At 61.7% G+C, this 26534-nt stretch carries 27 protein-coding genes and 1 pseudogene; 5 read left to right on the top strand and 23 right to left on the bottom strand.

Annotated features, from left to right (window positions below):
- Nucleotides 1-2: 2 nt before the first annotated feature.
- From ureG to ureE, 3 genes are read right to left on the bottom strand one after another with little or no spacing between them, the layout of a single operon-like run.
- Nucleotides 3-617, bottom strand: coding sequence for an urease accessory protein UreG (ureG, locus tag MRY17_RS02690; protein WP_017849719.1), 615 nt, complete (start codon nucleotides 615-617; stop codon nucleotides 3-5).
- A gap of 21 nt (nucleotides 618-638) precedes the next feature.
- The gene (locus MRY17_RS02695; protein ID WP_181284891.1) at nucleotides 639-1313 is read right to left on the bottom strand and encodes an urease accessory protein UreF; all 675 of its coding nucleotides are present in this window, start codon (nucleotides 1311-1313) and stop codon (nucleotides 639-641) included.
- Nucleotides 1310-1810 carry an urease accessory protein UreE gene (ureE, locus tag MRY17_RS02700; RefSeq protein ID WP_181284890.1) on the bottom strand — a complete coding sequence of 167 codons (501 nt, stop codon included), beginning with the start codon at nucleotides 1808-1810 and terminating at the stop codon, nucleotides 1310-1312. The genes MRY17_RS02695 and ureE overlap by 4 nt, the downstream gene beginning before the upstream one ends.
- 350 nt (nucleotides 1811-2160) lie before the next feature.
- On the opposite strand from ureE, the gene MRY17_RS02705 reads away from it, so the two are divergent.
- Nucleotides 2161-2658, top strand: coding sequence for a C40 family peptidase (locus MRY17_RS02705; protein ID WP_243353259.1), 498 nt, complete (start codon nucleotides 2161-2163; stop codon nucleotides 2656-2658).
- A 5-nt stretch (nucleotides 2659-2663) separates the two neighbouring features.
- Here MRY17_RS02705 and MRY17_RS02710 read toward each other — a convergent pair whose 3' ends face one another.
- The gene (locus tag MRY17_RS02710; protein WP_181284888.1) at nucleotides 2664-3296 is read right to left on the bottom strand and encodes a TetR family transcriptional regulator; all 633 of its coding nucleotides are present in this window, start codon (nucleotides 3294-3296) and stop codon (nucleotides 2664-2666) included.
- A gap of 151 nt (nucleotides 3297-3447) precedes the next feature.
- Nucleotides 3448-3819 carry a hypothetical protein gene (locus tag MRY17_RS02715; RefSeq protein WP_124431307.1) on the bottom strand — a complete coding sequence of 124 codons (372 nt, stop codon included), beginning with the start codon at nucleotides 3817-3819 and terminating at the stop codon, nucleotides 3448-3450.
- A gap of 357 nt (nucleotides 3820-4176) precedes the next feature.
- Between MRY17_RS02715 and MRY17_RS02720 the strand changes: the two genes are divergently transcribed.
- Complete coding sequence (locus tag MRY17_RS02720; protein WP_181284886.1) at nucleotides 4177-6243, top strand: AsmA family protein; 2067 nt, start codon at nucleotides 4177-4179, stop codon at nucleotides 6241-6243.
- A 131-nt stretch (nucleotides 6244-6374) separates the two neighbouring features.
- Here MRY17_RS02720 and MRY17_RS02725 read toward each other — a convergent pair whose 3' ends face one another.
- Together MRY17_RS02725 and MRY17_RS02730 are read right to left on the bottom strand one after the other, a co-directional pair.
- Nucleotides 6375-6905: a ferritin-like domain-containing protein gene (locus MRY17_RS02725; protein WP_124422191.1), complete on the bottom strand. Its 531-nt coding sequence runs from the start codon at nucleotides 6903-6905 to the stop codon at nucleotides 6375-6377.
- Nucleotides 6906-7017: 112 nt separating this feature from the next.
- Nucleotides 7018-7893: a DMT family transporter gene (locus MRY17_RS02730; protein ID WP_181284885.1), complete on the bottom strand. Its 876-nt coding sequence runs from the start codon at nucleotides 7891-7893 to the stop codon at nucleotides 7018-7020.
- A gap of 138 nt (nucleotides 7894-8031) precedes the next feature.
- On the opposite strand from MRY17_RS02730, the gene MRY17_RS02735 reads away from it, so the two are divergent.
- Together MRY17_RS02735 and MRY17_RS02745 are read left to right on the top strand one after the other, a co-directional pair.
- Nucleotides 8032-8331, top strand: a complete 300-nt coding sequence (locus MRY17_RS02735; protein ID WP_181284884.1) for a PsiF family protein — start codon at nucleotides 8032-8034, stop codon at nucleotides 8329-8331.
- 177 nt (nucleotides 8332-8508) lie between these two features.
- On the top strand, nucleotides 8509-9522 hold the full coding sequence (locus MRY17_RS02745) for an AI-2E family transporter (protein WP_057724189.1): 1014 nt from the start codon (nucleotides 8509-8511) through the stop codon (nucleotides 9520-9522).
- Between the two features lie 123 nt (nucleotides 9523-9645).
- Here MRY17_RS02745 and MRY17_RS02750 read toward each other — a convergent pair whose 3' ends face one another.
- Nucleotides 9646-10914 carry an Hsp70 family protein gene (locus MRY17_RS02750; RefSeq protein ID WP_181284883.1) on the bottom strand — a complete coding sequence of 423 codons (1269 nt, stop codon included), beginning with the start codon at nucleotides 10912-10914 and terminating at the stop codon, nucleotides 9646-9648.
- A 237-nt stretch (nucleotides 10915-11151) separates the two neighbouring features.
- On the opposite strand from MRY17_RS02750, the gene MRY17_RS02755 reads away from it, so the two are divergent.
- Nucleotides 11152-12090: a DnaJ C-terminal domain-containing protein gene (locus MRY17_RS02755; protein ID WP_181284882.1), complete on the top strand. Its 939-nt coding sequence runs from the start codon at nucleotides 11152-11154 to the stop codon at nucleotides 12088-12090.
- Between the two features lie 51 nt (nucleotides 12091-12141).
- Here the strand turns inward: MRY17_RS02755 and ureC are convergent, their stop codons facing one another.
- The 15 genes and pseudogenes from ureC to MRY17_RS02830 form a co-directional block, all read right to left on the bottom strand.
- Entirely contained in the window at nucleotides 12142-13842 is a 1701-nt protein-coding gene (gene ureC / locus MRY17_RS02760; protein WP_191953149.1) for an urease subunit alpha, read from the bottom strand.
- A gap of 116 nt (nucleotides 13843-13958) precedes the next feature.
- Complete coding sequence (locus MRY17_RS02765; protein ID WP_243353260.1) at nucleotides 13959-14264, bottom strand: urease subunit beta; 306 nt, start codon at nucleotides 14262-14264, stop codon at nucleotides 13959-13961.
- Entirely contained in the window at nucleotides 14261-14794 is a 534-nt protein-coding gene (locus MRY17_RS02770; protein WP_191953148.1) for a GNAT family N-acetyltransferase, read from the bottom strand. The genes MRY17_RS02765 and MRY17_RS02770 overlap by 4 nt, the downstream gene beginning before the upstream one ends.
- Before the next feature lie 5 nt (nucleotides 14795-14799).
- A complete protein-coding gene (locus tag MRY17_RS02775) occupies nucleotides 14800-15312 on the bottom strand; it encodes a GNAT family N-acetyltransferase (RefSeq protein ID WP_181284878.1) in 513 nt (170 codons plus the stop codon).
- Nucleotides 15313-15321: 9 nt separating this feature from the next.
- The gene (ureA, locus tag MRY17_RS02780; protein WP_003171437.1) at nucleotides 15322-15624 is read right to left on the bottom strand and encodes an urease subunit gamma; all 303 of its coding nucleotides are present in this window, start codon (nucleotides 15622-15624) and stop codon (nucleotides 15322-15324) included.
- 144 nt (nucleotides 15625-15768) lie between these two features.
- A complete protein-coding gene (locus MRY17_RS02785) occupies nucleotides 15769-16608 on the bottom strand; it encodes an urease accessory protein UreD (RefSeq protein ID WP_243353261.1) in 840 nt (279 codons plus the stop codon).
- A gap of 31 nt (nucleotides 16609-16639) precedes the next feature.
- Nucleotides 16640-17338 (bottom strand): urea ABC transporter ATP-binding subunit UrtE, encoded by a 699-nt coding sequence (gene urtE, locus MRY17_RS02790; RefSeq protein ID WP_191953146.1) that lies wholly within the window; start codon nucleotides 17336-17338, stop codon nucleotides 16640-16642.
- A 22-nt stretch (nucleotides 17339-17360) separates the two neighbouring features.
- Nucleotides 17361-17447: pseudogene (locus MRY17_RS02795) on the bottom strand (outer membrane lipoprotein carrier protein LolA); the annotation flags it as partial.
- Between the two features lie 24 nt (nucleotides 17448-17471).
- Nucleotides 17472-18305: an urea ABC transporter ATP-binding protein UrtD gene (gene urtD / locus MRY17_RS02800; RefSeq protein ID WP_164484618.1), complete on the bottom strand. Its 834-nt coding sequence runs from the start codon at nucleotides 18303-18305 to the stop codon at nucleotides 17472-17474.
- On the bottom strand, nucleotides 18302-19369 hold the full coding sequence (urtC, locus tag MRY17_RS02805) for an urea ABC transporter permease subunit UrtC (protein ID WP_181284875.1): 1068 nt from the start codon (nucleotides 19367-19369) through the stop codon (nucleotides 18302-18304). The genes urtD and urtC overlap by 4 nt, the downstream gene beginning before the upstream one ends.
- Nucleotides 19369-20871: an urea ABC transporter permease subunit UrtB gene (gene urtB, locus MRY17_RS02810; RefSeq protein ID WP_243353262.1), complete on the bottom strand. Its 1503-nt coding sequence runs from the start codon at nucleotides 20869-20871 to the stop codon at nucleotides 19369-19371. Before urtB ends, urtC begins: the two co-directional genes overlap by 1 nt.
- A 137-nt stretch (nucleotides 20872-21008) precedes the next feature.
- On the bottom strand, nucleotides 21009-22274 hold the full coding sequence (gene urtA / locus MRY17_RS02815; RefSeq protein WP_181284873.1) for an urea ABC transporter substrate-binding protein: 1266 nt from the start codon (nucleotides 22272-22274) through the stop codon (nucleotides 21009-21011).
- Nucleotides 22275-22469: 195 nt separating this feature from the next.
- Nucleotides 22470-23831 carry a PepSY-associated TM helix domain-containing protein gene (locus MRY17_RS02820; protein ID WP_243353263.1) on the bottom strand — a complete coding sequence of 454 codons (1362 nt, stop codon included), beginning with the start codon at nucleotides 23829-23831 and terminating at the stop codon, nucleotides 22470-22472.
- A 141-nt stretch (nucleotides 23832-23972) separates the two neighbouring features.
- The gene (locus MRY17_RS02825; protein WP_243353264.1) at nucleotides 23973-26033 is read right to left on the bottom strand and encodes a TonB-dependent copper receptor; all 2061 of its coding nucleotides are present in this window, start codon (nucleotides 26031-26033) and stop codon (nucleotides 23973-23975) included.
- Nucleotides 26034-26125: 92 nt separating this feature from the next.
- Nucleotides 26126-26533: a DUF2946 domain-containing protein gene (locus MRY17_RS02830; protein ID WP_243353265.1), complete on the bottom strand. Its 408-nt coding sequence runs from the start codon at nucleotides 26531-26533 to the stop codon at nucleotides 26126-26128.
- Nucleotide 26534: the final 1 nt, after the last annotated feature.

The following is a 26534-nucleotide window of genomic DNA, read 5'->3' on the forward strand; positions in this document are numbered from 1 at the left end:
GATCAGGCAGCGGTCAGCAGGCCTTGACGTTCGATAAAGGCGACGATTTCATCCAGGCCGACGCCGGTTTTCTGGTTGCTGAACACAAAGGGTTTGCCATTGCGCATGCGTTGGGTGTCGCTGTTCATCAATTCCAGCGAGGCGCCCACCAGCGGCGCGAGGTCGATCTTGTTGATCACCAGCAGGTCGGATTTGCAAATACCGGGCCCGCCCTTGCGCGGCAACTTGTCGCCGGCGGACACATCGATCACGTAGATGGTCAGGTCGGACAGCTCGGGGCTGAAGGTGGCCGACAGGTTGTCGCCGCCGGACTCCACCAGGATCAGGTCCAGACCGGGAAAGCGACGGTTGAGCTGGTCCACTGCCTCCAGGTTGATCGAGGCATCTTCGCGGATCGCGGTGTGCGGGCAGCCACCGGTTTCCACGCCGATGATGCGCTCCGGCGCCAGCGCCTGGTTACGCACCAAAAAATCAGCGTCTTCGCGGGTGTAGATGTCGTTGGTGACCACCGCCAGGTTGTAGCGGTCGCGCAGCGCCAGGCACAGGGCCAGGGTCAGGGCGGTCTTGCCGGAGCCGACCGGGCCGCCGATGCCGACGCGCAGGGGTTGTGTGTTCATGTTGGGGTCTCCAAAAAAGCCTCAGGAACGGAACAGGCGGCTGTACTGGCGCTCGTGGGCCATGCACGCCAAAGACAGGCCAAAGGCGGCGCTGCCAAGGTGATCGGGTTCGACACGGCCAGCCTCGTGCTGGGCCTGCTGCAACAGCGGCAGCAGTTCGCTGGTCAGGCGCTGCGCGGCTTGCTGGCCCAGGGGCAGGGTTTTCATCAGCACGGCCAATTGGTTCTCCAGCCAGCTCCAGAGCCAGGCCGCCAGAGCGTCGCCTGGGCGGATGGCCCAGGCGCGCGCAGCCAGCGCCCAGCCAAGGGCCAGGTGGGGTTCAGGCTGTTGGTCGAGGAAACCACGGGCGTCGGCGTCCAATTCCGGCAAGCCACCGAGCAGTTGTTGCAGGGAGTAGCCCATCTGCCGGCTCTCCTGATACAGCTCGCGGGTTTCGCGGCTGGCGCGGTGTTCTTCACACAATTGCGCCAGACGTGGCCACGCCTGCTCAGCGGCGGCGCGGCAATGGGCGAGCAATAGGGGCGCTTCGAAACGCGCGAGGTTGAGCAGCAATTGGTCACTGATCCAGCGCCTTGCGCTGGCGGCATCGCTGACGCGGCCGTTCTCCACGGCCATTTCCAGGCCCTGGGAGTAGCTGTAGCCGCCAATCGGCAACTGCGGACTGGCCAGGCGCAGCAGCGCCCAGGCCGGGTTCATGGACGCACGCCGAACTGATGCAGCCTGGGCGCATAGTTGAAATCTTCGTCGCCATGGCGCGAGTGATGATGACCGCCGCCATAGGCCCCGTGTTCGGGCTGGAACGGCGCCTCGATGCTTTGCGCATCGGCGCCCAGCTGTTCCAGCATGGCCTTGAGCACATAGTCATCGAGCAGACGCAGCCAGCCATCGCCGACCTGCAGGGCGACATGGCGGTTACCCAAGTGATAGGCCGCGCGGGTCAGTTCGAATGCGTTGCGGCAGGTGACGTGCAGCAGTTGTTCAGGGCGTGCGCACACGCGTACGACGCGTCCGTCCTCGGCTTGCAGGAATTCGCCATCATGCAGCGGCGGTTGCCCACGCTCCAAAAACAGGCCGACGTCTTCACCGTCGGCACTGAAACAGCGCAGACGGCTTTTGCTGCGGGCTTCGAAGTTCAGCAGCAGCTCGGCGGCCCAGAGGGCTTGCGGAGCGATTCGGCGGTGGATCACCAGCATCGGAAGGTTTCCAGCTATGAACGATAAAGGGGGCTATAAAGAGGCTAGAGCAAGGGGCTTGCCAACCCGCCAGGCGCGTAGGAATTTCCTGTCAGCAGGGCGCGTACGCTACAGAGCAGGGCACTCGCCGAATGCAGCGGTGATGCAATTTGGTGCGCTTGAGCGGGCCTCGGCACCGGGAAGGGGCATTTTGCGTGGGGTACGCCGACGTATTGCATGAAATGTCTTTCATCCAATTCTTCATTTGGTTTTAAAGAATTATCCTACAAGAGCCAGAGAATTGGCCTTCGTGAGTTTACGTGGGGGTTCTTTAAGATTCGCGCCGTGTTTAATTCGCCGCGATGTCCATCATGTTCAAGTCACTTGTCTGTTCCGTCATTGTCAGCCTCTCTTGTCTTATTTCGTCAGCCTCGGCCACGCTTCAACAGCCGCCGACTTTTGGTTCCACGCATGCATCGTCTCCGGTCGAAGATGTGATCGACCGCGCCCATCAACTGCTCGGCACACCCTACAAGTCGGGCGGTACGTCTACCGAGCAAGGGTTCGATTGCAGCAGTTTCCTGGTCTATCTGTTCAAGACCCAAGCCAATATTCAGCTGCCGCGCACCACCGCTGCGATGCACCGTTCAACGGCCGCGACCATCAAGCGCGCTGCATTGAAGCCGGGCGACGCGGTTTTTTTCAAAGGCAACGGGCAGGGGCGGGTGAGTCACGTCGGGCTGTATATCGGCGACGGCAAATTCATCCATTCACCGCGTACCGGCAAGAGCGTACGGATCGATTCGTTGAGAAATAGCTACTGGAACAGGAACTACACCACCGCCAAGCGCTTTCATAAGGCCGGCTGATCGTATTACTCGGTGCTGCCCAGACCTTGCCAGTGTTTGAGGCCGATAAAGATAAAGCGCAATTGCTGGGTGATTTTCGCCTGGGGCGTGAGGTGGGCAGGCAAGGCCTGTGCGGGCGGGTCGATGATATCGGGCAGGGTGGCGAACACACTTTTGACGATCAGGTCGGCCATCACGTGCAAGCCATCGGGATCCAGGTGTTGCAGTTTGGGCATCAGTGTGAGGTCGGCCGCCAGGTCGCGGGTGATGTCTTCGCGCAGGGCGCCGATAGCTTGGCGCACGGCCAGGCAACCGCCGTATTGTTCGCGGGCCAGGAACAGGAATTGGGAACGGTTGGCCGAGACCACATCGAGAAAGATCCTCACGGACGCATCGATGATTCCGCCCATGACGAATTCGTTATGGCGCACCAGGCGAATCGTGGCGCGGAACGTCTGGCCGACTTCACTGACCAATACGAGCCCAAGCTGGTCCATATCGGCAAAATGGCGATAGAAGCCGGTGGGCACGATTCCCGCTGTCTTGGCCACTTCGCGCAGGCTCAGGCTGCCAAACCCACGGCCGCACTCCATCAGATGGCGGGCAGCGTCCATCAAGGCGAGGCGGGTCTGTTGCTTCTGTTCGGCGCGGGGCAGCATGAGCGGATGGGCTTTGTTGGCGAGTACAGCGACGCACTCTAGCAAAACCGCTTTGCCGGCGTCGAACTTGGCGGGGGCATTGCGTGACGGGGTCTATATAAAAGCGAAAGCCCGATCGACAGATCGGGCTTTTTTCTGGGCCACCACGGGCTTAGCTCTGTGCTTGATGCAGTTCTTGCAGACGGTCGGCACCACCTTCGGCAATACCTTGGGTGTAGGCGCGATCATTGGCTTGTTCAGCACCGCCTTCTACCAGACCTTTTTCCTGCAGGCGGTCGTTGCCACCTTCAGTCAGGCCTTCGGTGTAGGCGCGTTTGTTGGCCTGCTCAGAACCGTTTTCAGCGACAGCGCCTTTGGCGTAGTCACGGTTTTCGTCTTCTTGCGAACCGCTGCGAGCCACGGTCTGGCTGGACTGGACGGCCTGGGCTTTGTTCTGTGGGGTGGCCTGTTCGGCGGCTGGCAGGGCAAAGGCACTGGAAGCCAGAACGGATAACAGGACGGTAGCGAGTAGTTGGCGTTTCATGAGGGTTGCTCCTTGGGAGGGCGATAAAGTGGGTACATGGCTAATGCTACTCTTGATAAGTCGATATAAAAGTTCATAAACGCAATGGTAATAATCAACAGAATTGATTGTTCCCACGGGAGGCTCTAGAACGCGCCTCTCAAGCACGCGGTTTTGCACCGAGGTGGGTATTTTCGACACGAACCGGGGTAACAATGGTGCGCCGTTGATGATTGAATCTGTCTGCTCGATCAGGAAAATCGTTTTTTTCGGCTAATTCGGCCGTTGCGTTAAACCCCCAGGCACTTTGCCAGTCGTAGTCCTATAAGCTGTGTCAAAGGCTGTTGCCCAGCCAGTCGTATTCAGGAGTTTTGTGCAATGACGCGCACTCGAAAAGTCGTCGCCTGGAGCTGCGCCAGCTTCGTTCTGTTAATTGCCATCGCGGTATTGGTCCTGGTGTTTTTCGACTGGAACCGCATCAAGCCACCCCTCAATGCCAAGGTCTCCGAAGAGTTGCACCGCCCATTCGCCATCAATGGCAACCTGGCGGTGGTGTGGCAGCGTGAGCCCGACGAAGGCGGCTGGCGGGCCTGGGTGCCCTGGCCCCATGTGATTGCCGAAGACCTGAGCCTGGGCAATCCTGACTGGTCCAAGCAACCTCAGATGGTTACGCTCAAGAAGGTCGAGTTGCGTATTTCGCCCTTGGCGTTGCTGGCACAGCGCGTGGTGATCCCGCGCATCGACCTCACCGAGCCGAGCGCCGACCTGCAGCGCCTGGCTGACGGCCGCGCCAACTGGACCTTCAAGTTCGACCCCAAGGACCCCGACGCCGAGCCTTCCAGCTGGGTGGTGGATATTGGCGCCATCGGCTTCGACAAAGGCCACGTCACCCTCGACGACCAGACCCTCAGGACCCGGCTCGATGTGATTATTGACCCGCTGGGCAAACCGATCCCCTTCGGTGAAATCGTCGGAGACGCGGATGCCAAAAAGGCCCTGGAAAAAGGCTCGGCGCCGCAGGACTATGCGTTCGGCCTCAAGGTCAAAGGCCAGTATCACGGCCAGGCGCTCGCCGGCACCGGCAAGATCGGCGGCCTGCTTGCCCTGCAGGACGCGGCCAAGCCGTTCCCGCTGCAGGCCCAGGTCAAGATCGCCGACACCAGCATCGCCCTGGCCGGCACCCTGACCGATCCGCTGAACCTCGGCGCCCTGGACCTGCGCCTCAAACTCGCCGGTGCCAGCCTGGGCAACCTCTACCCGCTGACCGGCGTGACGTTGCCCGACTCGCCGGCGTATTCAACCGATGGTCATCTGATCGCCAAACTGCATGAAGCCAGCGGCGCGTCCTTCCGCTATGAAAACTTCAACGGCAAGATCGGCAACAGCGATATCCACGGCGACCTCGCCTACGTGGCCAGCCAGCCACGGCCCAAGCTCAGCGGCGCGCTGGTGTCCAATCAACTGCTGATGGACGACCTGGCGCCCTTGATCGGCGCCGACTCCAACGCCAAGCAGAAAGCCCGTGGCGGTGAAAGCAAGCAACCGGCGACCAAGGTGCTGCCGGTTGAAGAGTTCCGCACCGAGCGCTGGCGCGAGATGGATGCCGACGTGGAATTCACCGGCAAACGCATCGTGCACAGCGCCGAGTTGCCGTTCACCGACCTCTATACGCACCTGGTGCTCAACGATGGCGAGCTGAGCCTTGAGCCCCTGCGCTTCGGCGTGGCCGGTGGCAAACTCGATGCGCAGATCCGCTTGAACGGCCGTACCACGCCGATGGAAGGGCGCGCGAAACTCACGGCGCGCAACTTCAAGCTCAAACAGTTGTTCCCAAGTTTTGAGCCGATGAAAACCAGCTTTGGCGAACTCAACGGCGACGCCGATATTTCCGGGCGCGGCAACTCTGTCGCAGCGCTGCTGGGCACCTCCAATGGTGACTTGAAGATGCTGATCAACGACGGTGCGATCAGCCGTGGCCTGATGGAAATCGCCGGCCTCAACGTGGGCAATTATGTGGTGGGGCGCCTGTTTGGCGACAAGGAAGTGAAGATCAACTGCGCTGCGGCGGACTTCGGCATCAAGACCGGCCTGGCGACAACCCGCTTGTTTGTGTTCGATACCGAGAACGCGATCATCTACGTCGATGGCACCGCGAATATGGCGACCGAGCAGTTGGACCTGACCATTACGCCGGAGTCCAAGGGTTTCCGCCTCTTCTCCCTGCGCTCGCCGTTGTATGTGAACGGCCCGTTCATCAAGCCCAATGCCGGCGTCAAAGCCATCCCCCTGGCACTGCGTGGCGCGGGCATGGTCGCCCTGGGTGTGATCGCCGGCCCGGCGGCGGGGTTGCTCGCACTGGTTGCCCCAAGCGGCGGTGAGCCGAATGCGTGCGCACCGTTGCTGCAACAGATGAGAGAGGGCAAGGCGCCCAAGACCGTGAAGTAACTGACTGCACCTGAAACCAAATGTGGGAGGGGGCTTGCCCCCGATAACGGTGTATCAGCCAAAACATCTTTGACTGAACCACTGCTATCGGGAGCAAGCCCCCTCCCACATGGGTATTGCTGTGCGGCTGATTACAGGCCTTCCAGAATATCCGCCATGTCATCGGCGTGTTCTTCTTCCTGGGCCAGGATGTCTTCAAAAATGCGCCGGGTAGTCGGGTCCTTATCGCCGATGTACTGAATGATCTCGCGATAGCTGTCCACCGCGATCCGCTCGGCCACCAAGTCTTCGTAGACCATTTCTTTCAGCGAGTTGCCCGCCACGTATTGTGCGTGGGAGTTCTTCGACAGCAGGTCGGGGTTGAATTCCGGCTCACCGCCCAGCTGCACGATGCGTTCGGCGAGTTTGTCGGCGTGTTCGGCTTCCTGGGTGGCGTGCTCCAGGAACTCGTCGGCCGCGACGCTGGCTTTCAGGCCGCTGGCCATGAAGTAATGACGCTTGTAGCGCAACACGCAGACCAGTTCGGTGGCCAGCGACTCGTTGAGCAGGCGGATAATTTCTTCGCGATCGGCATTATAGCCTTCGGTCACGGCACCGTTTTCGACGTTCTGGCGAGCGCGGCTGCGCAGGGTCGCAACGTCAGTCAAGTGTGCTTCAGTCATCTCATTCTCCTGGGGCTAATCCGGTTTTGCGCCACGCTCTGCCGGCGTGGTCGCTCCCAGTTGTGAGTCGCGAGAGAGGCGAAAAGTTTTATCGGATTTAACCGGATGTGTCTCAAGCGCGTCTGATCGGCAGGGTCCAGCGTTCCGAAAGGATGACCCCGCCCAGGGTCAGCAAACCGCCCACCAAGTGATACGACGCCAATTCTTCTTTCAATACCACGGCCGCAATCAGCGCGGTAATCAACGGCAGCAAGTTGAAAAACAACGTGGTACGGCTCGGCCCCAGGGTTTTTACCGAATGCATCCACGCCAGCGGCGCCAGCATCGAAGCCAGCAGGCAGGCGTACAGCACCAGCGGAATATTCGCCCAGCCCAGGCCTGCCTTGGCCGAGAACAGGAATAGCGGCAACAGCACCACCACCGCCACCAGCACCTGCAGATACAGCAGCACCAACGGCGGCAGGCGCAGTTGCCATTTTTTCAGCAGGGTGCTGTAGACCGCGTAGGCCAGGGTGGCGACCAGCATCATGCCGTCACCGAGGTTTACTCCGTGTTGCAGCAAGGCTGCCAGGCTGCCGGATGACACCACCACCACTACGCCGGCGAACGACAGCACCGCGCCGGTCAGCGCGCCATACGTCAGGCGTTGGCCGAGGCTGATGATGGCGGCAGTCAAAGCCATCAGCGGCATCAGCGAGAGGATGATGCCCATGTTGGTGGCACTGGTCAGTGTGGCCGCGTAATAGGCCAGGCTTTGATACACGGCCATGCCCAGCACGCCGAGAATGAAGATCTTGCCCAGGTTCGGGCGGATCAGCGCCCAGTTGGCGATGACTGGCTTGAGCATGAACGGCGTGAACAGCAGCGCGGCGAACAGCCAGCGATAAAAGCCGATTTCAGCCGGGAAAATCGAACCCACCGCCAGTTTGTTGATCACGGTGTTGCCGGCCCAGATAAGGATGGCCAGCAGGGGATACGCGTATTGCATCGAAAGCAGACTCACTGTGTTGAAGAGGCGGAAGCGATACCGTCGGACGACTATTCGCCGCCGGTGAAGTTGTAACAGGTTTTGACTACACTGCGTTGTAGGCCGTGCCCTTCGGTACGGTAACAGGGAGAAAACTCCATGAAGATGCTGCGTATTCCGCTGTTGATGATGGGCCTGCTGCTGTGTTCCCAGGGTTTTGCCGCCACCGCCCAGCAAAACAAGATGACCACCTGCAATGCCGAGGCCACCACCAAGACGCTCAAGGGCGATGAGCGCAAGGCCTTCATGAAGACCTGCCTGTCGGCGCCTGCCGCCAACGATGCCAATACCCTGACGCCGCAGCAGCAGAAAATGAAGGACTGCAATGCGTCGGCTAAAACCAAAGCCCTGGCGGGTGATGCGCGTAAAACATTCATGAGCACCTGCCTGAAGAAGTAATAGCCCCAGGCCATAGAAGGCTGCGACACTCGCACACAGTCCCTTTGTAGGCGCGAGCTTGCTCGCGAAAAACGTGAACGATCACACGGGCACCCTGACTAAACGCGGTGCCCTTTCGTTTTTCGCGAGCAAGCTCGCTCCTACAACATCCTTTAACGCCGTTCGTTTTGAGGCTGTATGCCAACGTTTTCTCAGCGTCATGTGTTGTTGCTGGCCAGCTACATCATCATTTTCGGCGGATTGCTGCTGGTGCTGCCGCTCAAATTGCTGCCCAGCCTGTTGGCCGGCCTGTTGGTCTATGAACTGGTCAACATGCTCACCCCACAACTGCAACGGCTGATCGAAGGGCGGCGTGCGCGCTGGCTGGCGGTGGCCTTGCTCGGTACTTTGATCGTCAGCGTACTCGCGTTGATCTTCGCCGGCGCCATCAGCTTTCTGCTCCACGAAGCGGAAAATCCAGGCGCTTCGCTCGACAAGTTCATGGGCGTGGTCGACCGCGCGCGCGGCCAGCTGCCGCCGTTCCTGGACGCCTACCTGCCCGCCAGCGCCGCCGAGTTTCGCGTGGCCATCGGCCAATGGCTGAGCAAGCACCTGAGCGAACTGCAGCTGGTCGGCAAGGACGCCGCGCACATGTTCGTCACCCTGCTGATCGGCATGGTGCTCGGCGCGATCATCGCCCTGCAGCGCGTGCCCGACCTGACCAAGCGCAAACCCCTGGCCGCCGCGCTGTTCGACCGATTGCACCTGCTGGTCCAGGCATTTCGCAATATCGTCTTCGCCCAGATCAAGATCGCCGCGCTCAACACCGCTTTCACTGCGATCTTCCTCGCCGTGGTGCTGCCACTGTGCGGTATTCATCTGCCGCTGACCAAAACCCTGATCGTACTGACCTTCCTGCTCGGCCTGCTGCCGGTGATCGGCAACCTGATGTCCAACACCCTGATCACGATTGTCGCGTTGTCGCTGTCGATCTGGGTCGCGGTGGCGGCGCTGGGGTATCTGATCGTGATCCATAAGGTTGAGTACTTTCTCAACGCGCGCATTGTCGGCGGGCAGATCAGTGCCAAGTCGTGGGAGTTGTTGTTGGCGATGCTGGTGTTCGAGGCAGCGTTCGGCCTGCCGGGGGTGGTGGCGGGGCCGATTTATTATGCGTACCTCAAGAGTGAGTTGAAGCTCGGCGGGATGGTTTAAGCCTTGTGTTGCCTGGGCTGACGCTATCGGGGGCAAGCCCCCTCCCACCTTTGAAGGTGTTCACATATCAAAATGTGGGAGGGGGCTTGCCCCCGATGGGCGCGCCGCGGTTTAAGCTGGAAATCAGCTGCCGTAGCGCTTGCTCGCCTCAATCGCCAAACCGCTGCCAATACTGCCAAAGATATTGCCTTCCACATGCCGCGCATTCGGCAGCATCGCCGCAATGCTGTGGCGCAGCGCCGGGATGCCGCTGGAGCCGCCGGTGAAGAACACCGTGTCCACCTGGGCCACGCTCACCGAGGCGTCGTTGAGCAACTGCGTGACACTGCCGCGCACGCGTTCGAGCAGGTTGTCGATGGATGACTCGAACAGCGCCCGGCTCAAGTCCACGCTCAGGCCCGCTTCGATACGGTCCAGCGGCACATGGCGGCTGTCTGCCTGGGTCAGTTGGATCTTGGTCTCTTCCACTTCCATGGCCAGCCAGTGCCCGGCGCGCTGTTCGATCAGCTTGAACAGGCGGTCGATGCCGCCGGTGTCTTCGATGTCGTAGCGCATGCTGCCCAGGGCCAGTTGGGACTTTTGCGAGTACACCGAGTTGATGGTGTGCCAGGTGGCCAGGTTCATGTGATGGCTGGTGGGCATGTAGGCGCCGCTCTTCATGCGGCTGCCGTAGCCGAACAGCGGCATCATGCCGGCCAGCGAGAGCTGTTTGTCGAAGTCGGTGCCGCCGATGTGCACGCCGCCGGTGGCGAGGATGTCGCTCTGGCGGTTGTCGTTGTGGCGACGGTCCGGGGACAGGCGCACCAGGGAGAAGTCGGAGGTACCGCCGCCGATGTCGACGATCAGCACCAGCTCTTCTTTCTCGATGGTGGACTCGTAGTCGAACGCCGCCGCAATCGGTTCGTACTGAAACGAAATGTCTTTGAAACCGATCTTGCGCGCCACGTCCACCAGGGTGTTTTCCGCTTCCTGGTCGGCCATCGGGTCATCATCGACGAAGAACACCGGGCGCCCCAGCACCACTTCTTCGAACTCACGACCGGCATTGGCTTCGGCGCGGCTCTTGAGCTGGCCGATAAACAGCGCCAGCAGGTCGGTGAACGGCATTGCGGTGCCGAGCACGCTGGTGTCGTGCTTGATCAGCTTGGAACCCAGCAGGCTCTTGAGCGAGCGCATCAAGCGACCTTCATAGTTTTCCAGGTATTCGTGCAGCGCCAGGCGACCGTATACCGGGCGGCGCTCCTCGAAGTTGAAGAACACCACTGACGGCAACGTGATCTTGTCGTCCTCCAGCGCGATCAGCGTCTCCTCGCCGGGGCGGATCCAGCCGACGGTGGAGTTGGACGTGCCGAAGTCGATGCCGCAGGCACGGGCTGGAGATTGGTTTTTCATGTCGATCGGGTTCCGGTTGCAAAACGGCCGCGCAGTGTATGCCAGTCGACGCCGGATGCGTAGGCCGACCATCTGTTAAATAGTGCTTGAAAGCGCGGCATTCGCCCCCACATCTGGTGCATACGGCATGTGCCGATAACACTGCGACGCACCCCAGGCCACAAGACTCAACACGTGCAAACCAGCGCACCTTGTGTCCGGGCTGTGCGATCTCGATTTAAGGATGGTGAACCGCCGATGGATTTCAAAGATTACTACAAGATTCTGGGGGTCGAGCCGAGCGCCGATGACAAGGAAATCAAGGCCGCCTATCGCAAGCTCGCCCGCAAATATCATCCGGATGTAAGCAAGGAAAAAGACGCCGAAGCCAAATTCAAGGACGCGTCCGAAGCCTATGAAGCGCTCAAGAGCGCCGACAAGCGCGCCGAGTACGACGAGCTGCGCAAATACGGCCAGCACGGCCAGCCGTTCCAGGGACCGCCGGGTTGGCAGAGCCGTGGTGGCTTTGGTGGTGGTGCGGGCACAGAAGACTTCTCGGACTTTTTCAGCTCGATCTTTGGCGGGCGCGGTGATGCGTTCGGCGGCGGCCAGCGCCGTCCAACCGGGCGCAAGGGCCAGGATGTGGAGATGCAGTTGTCGGTCTCCCTTGAGGAAACCCTGTCCACCGAGTCCAAGCAGATCAGCTTCCAGGTGCCGCAATACGACGCTTCCGGTCGGCATGTCAGCAACAGCGTCAAGAGCCTGAACGTGAAGATCCCGGCCGGTGTGGCCGACGGCGAGCGCATCCGTCTCAAGGCCCAGGGCGCGCCCGGCATCGGCGGCGGCGCCAACGGCGACCTGTACCTGATCATCAAGTTTGCGCCGCACCCAAGGTTCGAGGTCGATGGCGAAAACCTGGTCATCAACCTGCCGCTGGCGCCGTGGGAATTGGCGTTGGGCACGGAAGTCGCGGTGCCGACCCTGACCGGCAAGATCAACCTCAAGGTACCCGCCGGCAGTCAGAACGGCCAGCGCATGCGCGCCAAGGGTCACGGTTTGTTGAACAAGGCCGGTGAGCGCGGTTACCTGTTCGTGCAGCTTAAAGCGGTGATGCCGAAGCAGGCTGACGACGAGACCATTGCGCTGTGGCAGCAACTGGCGAAAAAAGCCAACTTCAATCCGCGCGAAAACTTCTAAGCTGACCGGTGTGGGAGCGAGCAAACCAGCTCCCACACAGGCCAGCGGTTTTCAGAACAGGAAATACCGCTGCGCCATCGGCAGTACGTCAGCCGGCTCGCACCACAGCAATACCCCATCGGCCTTGACCTGATAGGTCTGCGGATCCACCTCGATATCCGGCAGGTAATCGTTGTGGATCAGGTCGGTCTTCTGCACATCGCGGCATCCCTTGACCACCGCAATCTGCTTCTTCAAGCCCAGGGCCTCGGGTAATCCGGCGTCCTGCGCCGCCTGGCTGATAAATGTCAGGCTGGTGGCGTGCAGTGAGCTGCCGAAGCTGGCAAACATCGGACGGTAGTGCACCGGTTGCGGTGTCGGGATCGACGCATTGGCATCGCCCATCAAGCTTGATGCAATCGCGCCACCCTTGAGGATCAGCGTCGGCTTGATGCCGAAAAACGCCGGGCGCCACAGCACCAGATCGGCCCATTTGCCAACTTCGATGGAGCCGACGATATGGCTCACACCGTGGGTGATCGCCGGATTGATGGTGTACTTGGCGATATAGCGCTTGGCGCGGAAGTTGTCGTTGCCGGGGCCGTCACCGGGCAGCGGGCCGCGCTGTTTTTTCATCTTGTCGGCGGTCTGCCAGGTGCGCGTGATCACCTCGCCGACGCGGCCCATGGCCTGGCTGTCGGAGCTGATCATCGAGAACGCGCCCAGGTCATGCAAGATGTCCTCGGCGGCGATGGTCTCGCGGCGGATGCGGCTTTCAGCAAAGGCCACGTCCTCGGCGATGCTCGGGTCCAGGTGATGGCACACCATCAGCATGTCCAGGTGTTCGTCGATGGTGTTGCGAGTGAACGGCCGCGTCGGGTTGGTGGAGCTGGGCAGCACGTTGGGGAAACCGCAGGCCTTGATGATGTCCGGCGCGTGGCCGCCACCGGCACCTTCGGTGTGGTAAGTGTGAATGGTGCGGCCCTTGAGTGCGGCCAGCGTTGTTTCGACAAAGCCGGATTCGTTGAGGGTGTCGCTGTGGATCGCCACCTGCACGTCGTATTGGTCGGCGACGTTCAGACAGTTGTCGATGCTCGCGGGTGTGGTGCCCCAGTCTTCGTGCAGCTTCAAGCCAATGGCGCCGGCCTTGACCTGTTCGATCAACGGCTCGGGCAAGCTGGCGTTGCCCTTGCCGGTAAAGCCGATGTTCATCGGGAACGAATCACTGGCCTGCAGCATCCGCGCCAGGTGCCACGGGCCGGAGGTGCAGGTGGTGGCATTGGTGCCGGTAGCCGGCCCCGTACCGCCGCCGATCATGGTGGTGACGCCGCTGGTCAGCGCTTCCTCGATCTGCTGCGGGCAGATGAAATGCACATGGGAGTCGATGCCGCCGGCGGTGAGGATCATGCCTTCGCCCGCAATCACTTCGGTGCTGGCGCCGATGGCCATGGTCACGCCGGGCTGGATATCCGGGTTGCCGGCTTTGCCGATCGCGTGGATGCGACCGTTCTTCAGGCCGACGTCAGCCTTGACGATGCCCCAGTGGTCGATGATCAGCGCGTTGGTGATCAGCGTGTCGACGACTTCATGGGCGAGCAGCTGGCTCTGGCCCTGGCCGTCGCGGATCACCTTGCCGCCGCCGAATTTGACTTCTTCGCCATAGACGGTGAAGTCTTTTTCCACTTCGACGAACAGCTCGGTATCGGCCAGACGCACCTTGTCACCGACGGTGGGGCCGTACATGTCGGCGTAGGCTTGGCGGGTGATTTTCATATGAGTGCCCTGAAGATATGCGTTGAATGTGAAATCGCTATCGGGGGCAAGCCCCCTCCCACCTTTGAAGGTATTCACAGCTCCAAATGTGGAGGGGGCTTGCCCCCGATGAGGCCCTAAAGGTCGCCCATGATCCGCCCGGCAAACCCGAATACCCGCCGCCCACCACTCAAATCCACCAACTCCACCTCCCGACGCTGCCCCGGCTCGAAACGCACCGCTGTGCCCGCCGGAATATTCAGGCGCATGCCCCGGCTCGCGGCGCGGTCAAACGCCAGCGCGTCATTGGTCTCGAAAAAATGATAATGCGAACCCACCTGGATTGGTCGGTCGCCGCTGTTGGCCACGCTCAAGGTGACGGTGCGTCGGCCGACATTCAGTTCGATTTCGCTAGGTTGGATCTGATATTCGCCAGGAATCATGCAGGTTGCCCCAGGGTCTTGTAGTAGATGGCGGTCGGGCTGTAGTGCCCGTCCGGGCTTTGGCAGTAATCGGGCAGTTCACCGATTTTGGTGTAGCGCAGCGACTGGTAGAAGGCCTCGGCGCCGGAGCCGGCCTCGGTGTCCAGGTACAGCAGGCCGCGCTTGTGCTGGCGGGCGGCGAGTTCCAGGGCGTTCATCAATTGCTGGCCCAGGCCATGGCGGCGCGCGCTGCTGTGCACCAGCAACTTTTGCACCTCGGCGCGGTTCAGGCCGTTGGCTTTCTGGCACAGCGCCAATTGAACACTGGCGATCACTTGCTCGTCGCGTACCACAACCCACAGCAACAGGCTGGCGTCTTCGATACCGGCTTGCACGCCGGTCAAATATTCGCGGGCCTGGACCTCATCGAAATCGGCCATAAAGCCGACCGAAGCGCCATGCTGCACCGCGTCCAGCAATAGCTCGATCAAACCCAGGCGGTAATGGGCAAAACTTTCCGCATTGACGCGACGCAATTGTGCAGCGCTCATCGATCTCACTCCCTGGGCGGTTCGGCGCCCGGATTCAACGTCAGTTGCATAAAGGTCAGGTCCAGCCAGCGGCCGAACTTGATGCCCACTTGGGGCATCTGCCCAGTGGCGCTGAAACCCAGGCGTTCATGCAGGCGGATCGAGGCCAGGTTGCCGCTTTCAATGGCGGCGACCATGACGTGCTTGCCGCAACTGCGTGCTCGCTCGATCAGGGCCAGCATCAAGCGTGGGCCGAGGCCTTTGCCGCGCTGGTCATTGCGCACGTACACGGAATGTTCGACGCTGTAGCGAAAGCCCTCGAAGGGGCGCCAGTCGCCGAACGAGGCGTAGCCGGTGACTTCATCGTTTTCCACCGCGACCAGGATTGGGTACTGCTGCGCCTGACGCGCGCTGAACCAGGTCTGACGGTTCGCCAGGTCCACCGGTTGCTCGTTCCAGATCGCCGTGGTGTTCTGCACCGCGTCGTTGTAGATGGCGCGGATTGCCGGCAGGTCCTGCTCGGTTGCATCACGAATCATGGCCGTGCCTCATGCAATGGGCTGGTGAACGGTGACCAGCTTGGTGCCGTCCGGGAAGGTGGCTTCCACCTGGATATCCGGGATCATTTCCGGGATGCCTTCCATCACCTGTTCGCGGCTGAGCAGGGTGGTGCCGTAATGCATCAGGTCGGCCACGGTGCGGCCATCGCGAGCGCCTTCCATCAGCGCGGCGGAAATATAGGCGATGGTTTCCGGGTAGTTGAGCTTCACACCGCGCGCCAGGCGCCGTTCGGCGACCAGGCCTGCGGTGAAGATCAGCAGTTTGTCTTTTTCCCGTGGGGTCAGGTCCATGGTTCAAGGTCCTTTAAATACATTCTTAAATACAATGAGGATCAAACTGTGGGAGGGGGCTTGCCCCCGATTGCAGGGTGTCAGCCAATACACCTGTTACTGACCCACCGCCATCGGGGGCAAGCCCCCTCCCACAGTTGATCTTCATGTGCTCCAGATTCTCGGTGATATCGCTTCTCGTCCCAATACGGCGGGGCGTAACAGCCGCCATAAATCAATCAACCACCCCCGCGCCAGCAGCGCTTCACTGGCCAGGCAACGCGCCACCAGCAATCCGGGCAATTGGGTCAAGTCGCCGCGCACCGCATGGGGCAGTGAGCGGCAGTGTTCAAGCAGTTCAGGGTCGATCTCGCCGGTCACGAGCAACGTGGCAAACACCGGTTGCCCATCCAGTCCGATCGGTGAATCCAGCAGTCCATCGCCGCCCACGATGCGCTGGCGTTCGTGCCAGAGCAACTGGCCGTCGCGGCGGATATCCAGGTGTGATTGGAAGTGCCCGAGGTCGAAGCGCTCATCACTGGCCGGGCGGCCGAGGGCAACGACATCCCAGTAAAATAGCCGGGCATCGCCTTGCAGGTCGATGCGCGTGGTGAGTTCGGCCTGGGCGGCGCTGAACACGATGGTTTCCTGGGGCAACCATTCCAGGGTCGCGCCGGCTTGCACGGTCAATTCAAGCTGCTGGAACGCCGGGCCGCTGGCGCGGTACCACTTGGCCGCACCGGGGCTGGTCAACTGTGCCCAGGCACCGGCGCCGACGTGGGCGCTGATGTCCAGGCGATCGCCGCCGGCAATGCCGCCGGGCGGGTGCACGATGATGTGCTGACACACCTCGGGACCTTCGGCGTACAGGTGCTTTTGCACCCGCAGCGGGCCAAGGTGACGGCGCATGACCGGGCGCGTGGTGTCGCCGAAACGCGCATAGCCCAGTTCCAGCGCGGCGTGCCAGCTGGGGGTGAACAGGGCAGGGGAGACAGGCAGGTTCATGGTTTTTGGCTTAGTGTCGTGACGCCACAGATTAGATGGTTACGAGACCGCGCACACCCTCGCTTTCCATATTTTCACCACGGCCCTGCTGCACGATTTCACCACGGGACATCACCAGATATTGGTCGGCCAATTCGGCGGCGAAGTCGTAGAACTGCTCCACCAGGAGAATCGCCATGTCACCGCGTGCGGCGAGTTTCTTGATCACCGCGCCGATTTCCTTGATCACTGACGGTTGGATGCCTTCGGTGGGTTCATCGAGGATCAACAGGCGCGGACGGCTGGCCAGGGCGCGGCCAATCGCCAATTGCTGCTGCTGGCCGCCGGACAAGTCGCCGCCGCGTCGATGCTTCATTTGCAGCAACACCGGGAACAGTTCGTAGATGAATGCGGGCACTTCTCTGGCTTGCGAGCCGGGAAAGCGTGACAGGCCCATCAGCAGGTTTTCTTCCACCGTGAGCCGGCCAAAAATCTCCCGGCCCTGAGGCACATAGGCGATCCCGGCATGCACACGCTGGTGCGGTTTGAAGCCGGTGATGGCCTTGCCCTCCCAATTCACTGCGCCTTCCTTGGCCGGCAGCAGGCCCATCAGGCACTTGAGCAGGGTGGTCTTGCCCACACCGTTGCGCCCGAGCAGGCAGGTGACTTCGCCGATCTTCACATCAAACGACAGTCCGCGCAGGATGTGGCTACCGCCGTAGTATTGGTGCAGCTTGTCGACTTGCAGCATTCCAAAAACCTCCTCAATCCCCTGTAGGAGCGAGCTTGCTCGCGAAAAACCTGAGGGCACCGCGTGCATTCAGAATGCCCGCGTTATCGTTGACGATCTTCGCGAGCAAGCTCGCTCCTACAGGAAAATTACCTTAGCGGCCGAGGTAAACCTCGATCACCCGCTCGTTTTCCTGCACCTGTTCCAGCGACCCTTCGGCCAATACGCTGCCCTGGTGCAACACGGTCACATGGTCGGCAATCGAGCCGACAAAGCCCATGTCGTGCTCCACCACCATCAACGAATGCTTGCCGGCCAGGCGCTTGAACAGTTCGGCGGTGAATTCGGTTTCGGCGTCGGTCATGCCCGCCACCGGTTCATCCAGCAGCAACAGTTGCGGGTCCTGCATCAGCAGCATGCCGATTTCCAGGAACTGCTTCTGGCCGTGGGACAGCAAGCCGGCGGGCCGATGCACCGAGGCGGTGAGGCGGATGGTGTCGAGCACTTCATCGATGCGGTCTTTTTGCTCACCACTCAGGCGCGCGCGCAGGCTGGCCCAGACGGACTTGTCGGTCTTCTGCGCCAGCTCGAGGTTTTCGAACACGCTGAGGGCTTCGAACACCGTGGGCTTCTGGAACTTGCGGCCGATACCGGCCTGGGCGATCTGCACCTCGCTCATGCCGGTCAAGTCCAGGGTTTCGCCGAACCAGGCGTTGCCGTGGCTGGGCCGGGTCTTGCCGGTGATCACGTCCATCAGCGTGGTCTTGCCCGCGCCGTTGGGGCCGATGATGCAGCGCAGTTCGCCGACACCTATGTAAAGGTTGAGGTCGTTGAGCGCCTTGAAACCGTCGAAGCTGACGCTGATGTCTTCCAGGGTCAGTATGGTGCCGTGGCGGGTGTTCAGGCCCTTGCCGGCCGCCTGGCCGATACCAATGGCCTCGCGGCCGCTGCCGGCATCGAAAATAGGTTCAAGCATGACGTTCCTCATTTCTTCAGCAGCCCGATAACGCCCTTGGGCAGGTACAGGGTGACGATGATGAACAGCGCCCCGAGGAAAAACAGCCAGTACTCGGGAAAGGCCACGGTGAACCAGCTCTTCATGCCGTTCACCACGCCGGCGCCAAGCAGCGGGCCGATCAGCGTGCCACGCCCGCCGAGGGCCACCCACACGGCGGCTTCGATGGAGTTGGTCGGCGACATTTCGCTGGGGTTGATGATGCCCACCTGCGGCACGTACAACGCGCCCGCCAAACCACACAGCACCGCGCTCAGCACCCACACGAACAGCTTGAAGCCACGCGGGTCATAGCCGCAGAACATCAGGCGGTTCTCGGCATCGCGCAGGGCGGTCAATACGCGACCGAACTTGCTGCGCGCCAGGCGCCAACCGATGTACAGGCTGGCCACCAGCAGCAGTACCGTCGTGACGAACAACACCGCCCGCGTGCCCGGCTCGGTGATGCCGAAACCGAGGATGCTGCGGAAATTGGTAAAGCCGTTATTGCCGCCAAACCCTGTCTCGTTGCGAAAGAACAACAGCATCCCGGCAAAGGTCAGGGCCTGGGTCATGATCGAGAAATACACACCCTTGATCCGCGAGCGGAAGGCGAAGAAACCGAAGACCAGCGCCAGCAAGCCTGGCGCCAGGACCACCAGGCACAGCGCCCACCAGAAGTGTTGGGTGCCGACCCAGTACCACGGCAATTCGGTCCACGACAAAAAGGTCATGAACGCCGGCAACTCATCGCCCGATGCCTGGCGCATCAGGTACATGCCCATGGCATAACCACCGAGGGCGAAGAACAGGCCATGGCCGAGGGACAACATGCCGGCGTAACCCCACACCAGGTCCAGCGCCAGTGCGACGATGGCATAGCAGAGAATCTTGCCGACCAGGGTCAGGGTATAGGCTGACACATGCAGCGGGTTTTCCGGCGACAGCAGCGAACCCAAGGGCAGAGCCAGCAGCAGGAACAGGATCACCGCGCCCACTGCAATCGTCACTTTGGGGCCGGCCTTTTGCGTGGCCGTTAGCATCAATGGCTGATTCATCAGTCGATCACCCGTCCTTTCAGTGCGAAGAGTCCTTGCGGGCGTTTCTGGATAAACAGAATGATCAGCGCGAGGATCAGGATCTTGCCGAGCACCGCACCGATCTGCGGCTCCAGGATCTTGTTGGCGATCCCCAGGCCAAACGCTGCCGTCACGCTGCCGGCCAACTGGCCGACACCGCCGAGCACCACCACCAGGAACGAGTCGATGATGTAGCTCTGGCCCAGGTCCGGGCCGACGTTGCCGACCTGGCTCAGCGCTACGCCGCCCAGGCCCGCTATGCCGGAGCCGAGGCCGAAAGCAAGCATGTCCACGCGCCCGGTGGGCACGCCGCAGCAGGCGGCCATGTTGCGGTTCTGGGTGACGGCGCGCACGTTGAGACCCAGGCGCGTCTTGTTCAGCAGCAGCCAGGTCAACACCACCACGAACAGCGCGAACGCAATGATCACCAGGCGGTTGTACGGCAGCACCAGATTGGGCAGCACTTGAATGCCGCCGGACAGCCATTGCGGGTTGGACACTTCGACGTTCTGCGCACCGAACACCAGGCGCACCAACTGGATCAACATCAGGCTGATGCCCCAGGTGGCGAGCAGGGTTTCCAGGGGGCGGCCATACAGGTGACGAATCACCGTGCGCTCCAGCGCCATGCCGATGGCGGCGGTGACGAAGAATGCCACCGGCAGCGCGATCAGCGGGTAGAACTCGATGGCCTGGGGCACGTAGCGCTGCATCAGCAACTGCACCACGTAGGTGGAATAGGCGCCGAGCATCAGCATCTCGCCGTGGGCCATGTTGATCACGCCGAGCAGGCCGAAGGTGATCGCCAGGCCCAGGGCCGCGAGTAACAGGATCGAGCCCAGCGACATACCGCTGAAGGCCTGGCCGAGGATTTCACCGAACATCAATTTGCGTTTGACCTGGGCCAGGCTGGTTTCGGCGGCGGTATGCACGGTGGCATCGGTTTCCACGCCGGGCGCGAGCAAGGCTTCCAGGCGCGTGCGGGCCAGCGGGTCGCCGGTGCTGCCGAGCAAGCGCACGGCGGCCAGGCGCACCACCGGGTCAGTGTCGACCAGTTGCAGGTTGGCCAGGGCCAGGCTGAGGGCGCTGTGCACATCCTCGTCGGTCTCGGCGGCGACCTGCTGGTCGAGGAATTTCAGTTGCGCAGGCACTGCGCTTTTTTGCAGGGTGCGCGCAGCGTCAAGGCGTACCTGGGGATCGGCGGCGAGCAATTGCTGGCTGGCTTGGACGTTGTCGATCAGGCCGCGCAGGCGGTTGTTCAGGCGCACAGTCCTGGTTTCGCCGTTGAGCCTGAGCTGGCCTTGCGCAAGGGCGTCCACCAGTTCGATGCGCGCAGGGTCGGGGTTGGCGGCCCACGCCTGGAGAAGTTTGGCTTGCTGTACCGGGTTGGCGGCAAGGAAGTCTTCGGCGTCGCTGGCGTGTGCGGCCAAAGGCAGCAACAGCAGCAATACCAGGAAACAGCGTTGGAGGGCAGTGGGCATACACAATGTCCTGATCATGCGGGGACAGTGTGGGAGGGGGCTTGCCCCCGATGGCAGTGTGTCAGTTGATGAATATAGGTCTGACACTCCGCTATCGGGGGCAAGCCCCCTCCCACATTTTTGACCTATAGTGGGCTTCAGTTGCTCTTCACCGCATAGTCCGGTTTTTTGTCATTGCCCGGAATGTACGGGCTCCACGGCTGGGCGCGGATCGGCGCTTCGGTCTGCCACACCACCGAGAACTGCCCGTCGGCCTGGATCTCGCCGATCATTACCGGTTTGTGCAGGTGGTGGTTGGTCTTGTCCATGGTCAGGGTGAAGCCCGACGGCGCGGCGAAGGTCTGGCCGGCCAGGGCTTCACGCACTTTGTCGACGTCGGTGGACTTGGCTTTCTCCGCCGCCTGGGCCCACATATGGATGCCTACGTAGGTGGCTTCCATCGGGTCATTGGTCACGGCTTTGTCCGCGCCCGGCAGGTTGTGCTTCCTGGCGTAGGCTTTCCAATCGGCGACGAATTTCTGGTTCACCGGGTTCTCTACCGACTGGAAGTAGTTCCACGCCGCGAGGTTGCCCACCAGCGGCTTGGTGTCGATGCCGCGCAGTTCTTCTTCACCCACGGAAAATGCCACCACCGGTACATCGGTCGCCTTCAGGCCCTGGTTGGCCAGTTCCTTGTAGAACGGCACGTTGGAGTCGCCATTGACGGTGGAGACCACTGCGGTCTTGCCGCCGGCGGAGAACTTCTTGATGTTGGCGACGATGGTCTGGTAGTCGGCGTGGCCGAACGGGGTATAGACCTCTTCGATATCCTTATCCGCCACGCCTTTGGAGTGCAGGAACGAGCGCAGGATCTTGTTGGTGGTGCGCGGGTACACGTAGTCGGTGCCGAGCAGGAAGAAGCGCTTGGCGCTGCCGCCTTCTTCGCTCATCAGATATTCCACCGCCGGGATCGCCTGCTGGTTCGGCGCCGCACCGGTATAGAACACGTTCGGCGACATCTCTTCGCCTTCGTACTGCACCGGGTAGAACAGCAAGCCGTTGAGTTCTTCGAACACCGGCAGTACGGATTTACGCGACACCGAGGTCCAGCAGCCGAACACCACGGCGACCTTGTCCTGGGTCAGCAACTGCCGGCCTTTTTCCGCGAACAGCGGCCAGTTGGACGCCGGGTCCACCACTACCGGTTCGAGCATCTTGCCGTTCACACCGCCCTTGGCGTTGATCTCGTCGATGGTCATCAGCGCCATGTCTTTAAGCGAGGTTTCGGAGATGGCCATGGTCCCCGACAGGGAGTGCAGGATGCCGACCTTGATGGTCTCGGCAGCCTGTACGGTCCAGGTCAACCCCATGGCAACCAGGGATGCCGACAAAGTGAAAGCCTTGATCAAGCTACGACGCTGCATGGTGCGATCTCCGTAAACCGATAGTTTTTGTTTGGGCAGATACACACGACTTTGCAAGGGCTGTGCCTGCTACGCGAGGCACGGATTTACAGGCGGGTTCAGGAGGGGATGCCGCTGTGGCGCACCAGGTTGGCGCCACAGGGGCCGTTGAGTGCACGGCAGGCTTCAAAAGAGGGCGTTGCGCGACGCGGCGGCTCAGGCGGTCGCGTGAATCCGTGACAGCAGCAAGCGATCAAGCGCCCACACCAGGATCAACGATGCGCCCACCAACGGGAAAATGATCGCCAGCCCGAGCATGATCACCATCGCGGTTTTCCATTTGGGCAGGTCATGGCGCAGCGGCGGCACCCCCAGCCCGCCTTGTGGCCGGCGTTTCCACCAGATCACCACGCCGCTCACCGCACTGAGCAGGATCATCAGGCAGATCAGCAGCACGATCAGTTGGTTGACCCAGCCGAACATCTTGCCTTCGTGCAGCATCACGCCGGTCTCGGTGGCGCGTGCGACCAGGTTGTAATGTTCCCACCGCACATCGGCCAGAATCTTGCCGGTGTACTGGTCCACATGCAGGGTGGCGTCATTGCGTGGGTCGTTGGCGAACACGGCGATGGTGAACACCCCCGTGGCGGTCGTGGGGAAGGTGATGCTGTAGCCGGGCTCCACACCGCGTGCGTTGGCCAGCTCGACCACCTTTTGCAGGCTGATGCCGGGCGCGGCGGGACCTGTGTGCATGGCGCCGTGGTTCATGTGTTCGGCATGGTCGCCGGACATCGGCATCGGTGTATTTTCCAGGGCCCAGGGCACGGTCTGTTGGGTTGCGGTATTGAGCACTCGCGCCTGCTGGTCGGACTGCGGAACGCTGTTCCACATTGCCGTCGGGAAGGTGTTCCACAGGTCGGCGTATTGCTTGCCCCAGAAACCGGTCCAGGTCATGCCGCTGAGCAGCATCACCAGCAAAAACGCAGCGCCCCAAAAGCCAGCGACAGCGTGCAGGTCGCGCCAAAGCAACCGGCCACGGCTGTTGAGCCGCGGCCACAAAACGCCAGCCGATGACTTGCCCCGTGGCCACCACAGGTACAGGCCGGACACCACCAGCATCACGCCCCAGCCGGCGGCGAGCTCTATCAGGCGGTCGCCGGTGGTGCCGATCATCAGCTCGCCGTGCAGGGCGCGGGCGATGGCTTGCAGGTTGTATTTGGCATCCTGCTCACCCAGGACTGTGCCGCGATACGGGTCGACGAATACCGTCACTTCGCGGCCGTCGTTGTGCAACACGAACTGTGCGCTGCTGGTGGCCTCGGCAGGCGGCAGGTACTTGCTGATCGCCGCCTGGGGGTAGGCGGTTTTGGCGCGTTGCAGCAGCTCGTCGGCGCTCAGCGCATGTTCGGCGGCGGGTACGGTGAGCAGGTGGCCGTACATCAGCGGGTCGAGCTGGGGTTTGAACAGGTAGATGATGCCGGTCAGGGCCAGCAGCACCATGAAGGGGGCGACGAAGAGGCCGGCGTAGAAGTGCCAGCGCCAGGCCAGGTTGTAGAAGGAAATCTTTTGTGTGGTCATCAGGGGCTCCGCAAGGCTTTTGATTTTCTTGTGTCAGTTGTACCGCCATCGGGGGCAAGCCCCCTCCCACACTTGATCGGGTTTGCAAATCAAAATATGTGAACACGGTCAAATGTGGGAGGGGGCTTGCCCCCGATGCTTTTAGAAGCTCATGTCCACCTTGGTCCAGAGCGTACGCCCCGGCTCTCTGATGGCCTGCGGGTCGTTCGCCGGGTAACCGAAGCCAGCGTTACCGGCCAGGTTCAGATGCTCGGCGTAAGCCTTGCCGAACAGATTGTCGACCCCGCTGCTGACCTTGAAGTTCTTGTTGATGCGGTACGCGGCGTTCAGCGAGAACACGCCAAAACCGCTGCTCTTGTCATAGTCCTTGCCGACCACGTTGCCCTTGTTCGGGTCGATGCGGTTCTGCGCCGCGACCACGCGCCACAAAGCACCGGCACTCCAGTCGTCTTCGCTGTAGGTCAGGCCCAGGCGCGCATCCAGCGGCGGCATCTGCGGCAGGGCCTTGCCGTCGCTGCTGTTCTTGCCCCAGGCGTAGGCGAGCGTGGCGTCGGCTTTCCAATGGCGGGTCAGCTTGTACGCCGCGCCCAGTTCACCGCCCATGATGCGTGCGTCCACATTGCGCGCCTGGGAGGTGGTGCCCATCATGCCGGGCCGGTAGTCGAACAGGATGAAGTCGCGCACCTGGCCGATGTAACCCGAAGCCCAGGCTTCAAGGTCGGCGGTTTTGTATTGCGCGCCGAAATCCAGCTGGGTGGTCTTCTCCGGCTTCACGCCGTCGAAGGCATTCACCGAGCCGGCCGCACCGGTGTTCGGCGAGAACAGCTCCCAGTAGTCCGGGAAGCGCTCAGCGTGGCCCAGGCCCGAATAGACGGTGGTGGGCGTGTCCGTCAGGTCGTGCTCGTAGCGTACAAAGCCCGATGGCAAGGTGTCGGCGCGGGTATCGTCGGCGGTGGGGTTGGCACGGCTCATCATTCCCGAACCGGTGCGTTGACGAAAATCCTTGGCCGAGGCGCGGTCCAGGCGGGCGCCGGTGATCAGGCGGTCATTCTCGGCGGCGTACCAGGTCAATTCACCGAATACGCCGTAGTTGTGAAAGTTGGCGTCCTTGTCGCGCGGCAGGTCTTTGTAGGTGTCGATGCCCATGCTGCTGCGCGCGCGGTGTTCGTTGGTCTGCGCGTCCAGGCCGCCGATCAGTTGCACATCGGCCCAGCGCCAGGTCGCCTTGATCCGACCGCCCAGGGTGCGACGGTCGACATTGGAGGCCATGGGCCCGGCCATCATGCCGGTACCCGAGGGGACGCGCAGGCTGTAGTTGTCCATGACGTGGTCGGCGTAGTTGTAGTAGACCTGGGCCTCGACCTTGTCCAGCACCTCGCCGATGTTGGACTTTTCAAAGCGCAGCCCGAGGCTTTCGCGCAGGAACTGCGAGCCGTCCATACCGCGCCCGGCGTAGCGCGCTTCGCCATCGCCACGCCCTGCGGTCAGTTCCAGCAGGGTATCGGCGTCAGGCGTGAAGCCCACGGCCACGTCACCGTTCCACTTGTCATAGCGCGAGGCGATGGTGTCGTTGTTGCCGTCCTTGTAGTCGTCGGCATGGGCCTGGTTGCCGATCACCCTCACATAGCCCAACGGCCCGCCGGCAGCGGCATCGATGACCTTGTCGAAGCGCCCGTTGGAGCCGGCCAGTATGCTGGCGTTGACCCGTGTGCCCAGCTCGCCGAACTGCTCGGGCTCACGCTCGAACAGGATCGTACCGGCCGATGCACCCGGGCCCCAGAGCACGGTTTGCGGGCCCTTGATCACGGTGAGCTTGTCGTAGGTTTCCGGCGAAATGTACGAGGTGGGCGCATCCATGCGGCCCGGACAGGCGCCGAGCATCATGCCGCCGTTGGTGAGGATATTCAGGCGCGAGCCGAACATGCCGCGCAGCACCGGGTCGCCGTTGGTGCCGCCGTTGCGCACCAGGGCGAAGCCGGGGATGGTCTTGAGGTAGTCGCCGCCATCGCTGGCAGGCACCGGCTGGCGTGGATCCTTGGGGTGGGTGACAACGGTGAGGGGCGAGCTGGGGGCGATCGCGGTGATGACCGTGGGGCTCAGTTCATGTTCGTCCGCGTAGACATGCGGAGCCAGCAATGCGCCGCACAGGGCGGCGAGCAGGGGAGTACATCCCAAACGGGGGTCAGCAGAAAACCTGGACATGACAAATTCCATCAATCAATCGTAAACAACACGGCCAGCAGCCTGCGGCTGTCTGGTTGAAGTCGGCCGGGGTGAAGTAGCGCAGTGAAGGCTTACGACGCGATAGGCGGCGCACGACTGCGCGCGCCGGGGAAGATGCTCTGCCGGGCATGGCCCAGATGCGGGGCGGGGATAAGCGCGTTGGCCGGCGGCGGGGTGCCAAGGGCCACGAATGACACGCTGCCGGGCAGGGCGGGGCAACTGAACAGCAGGTCGCAATAACCGCACTTGGCCCAGAGTGCGTGATGTTCGTCGGGAATATTAGGGTGATGACCTTCGCCATGGTCGCTCGGCATGTCCATGGACATGCTCATCGGCATCGACATACCGGCGTGATGATCCATCGGCATCGCTTGGGAAATCAGCGGACCGATAAAGATCATCAGCATGGCGAACAGACTGATCCAACTGCCGCGCTTCACGCGGTGGTGTAGAGAGAGCCTGGCGCGAGGGGCGCCCATC

Source organism: Pseudomonas orientalis (genome assembly GCF_022807995.1).
In the GTDB taxonomy this organism is placed as follows: Bacteria; Pseudomonadota; Gammaproteobacteria; order Pseudomonadales; family Pseudomonadaceae; genus Aquipseudomonas; species Aquipseudomonas orientalis_B.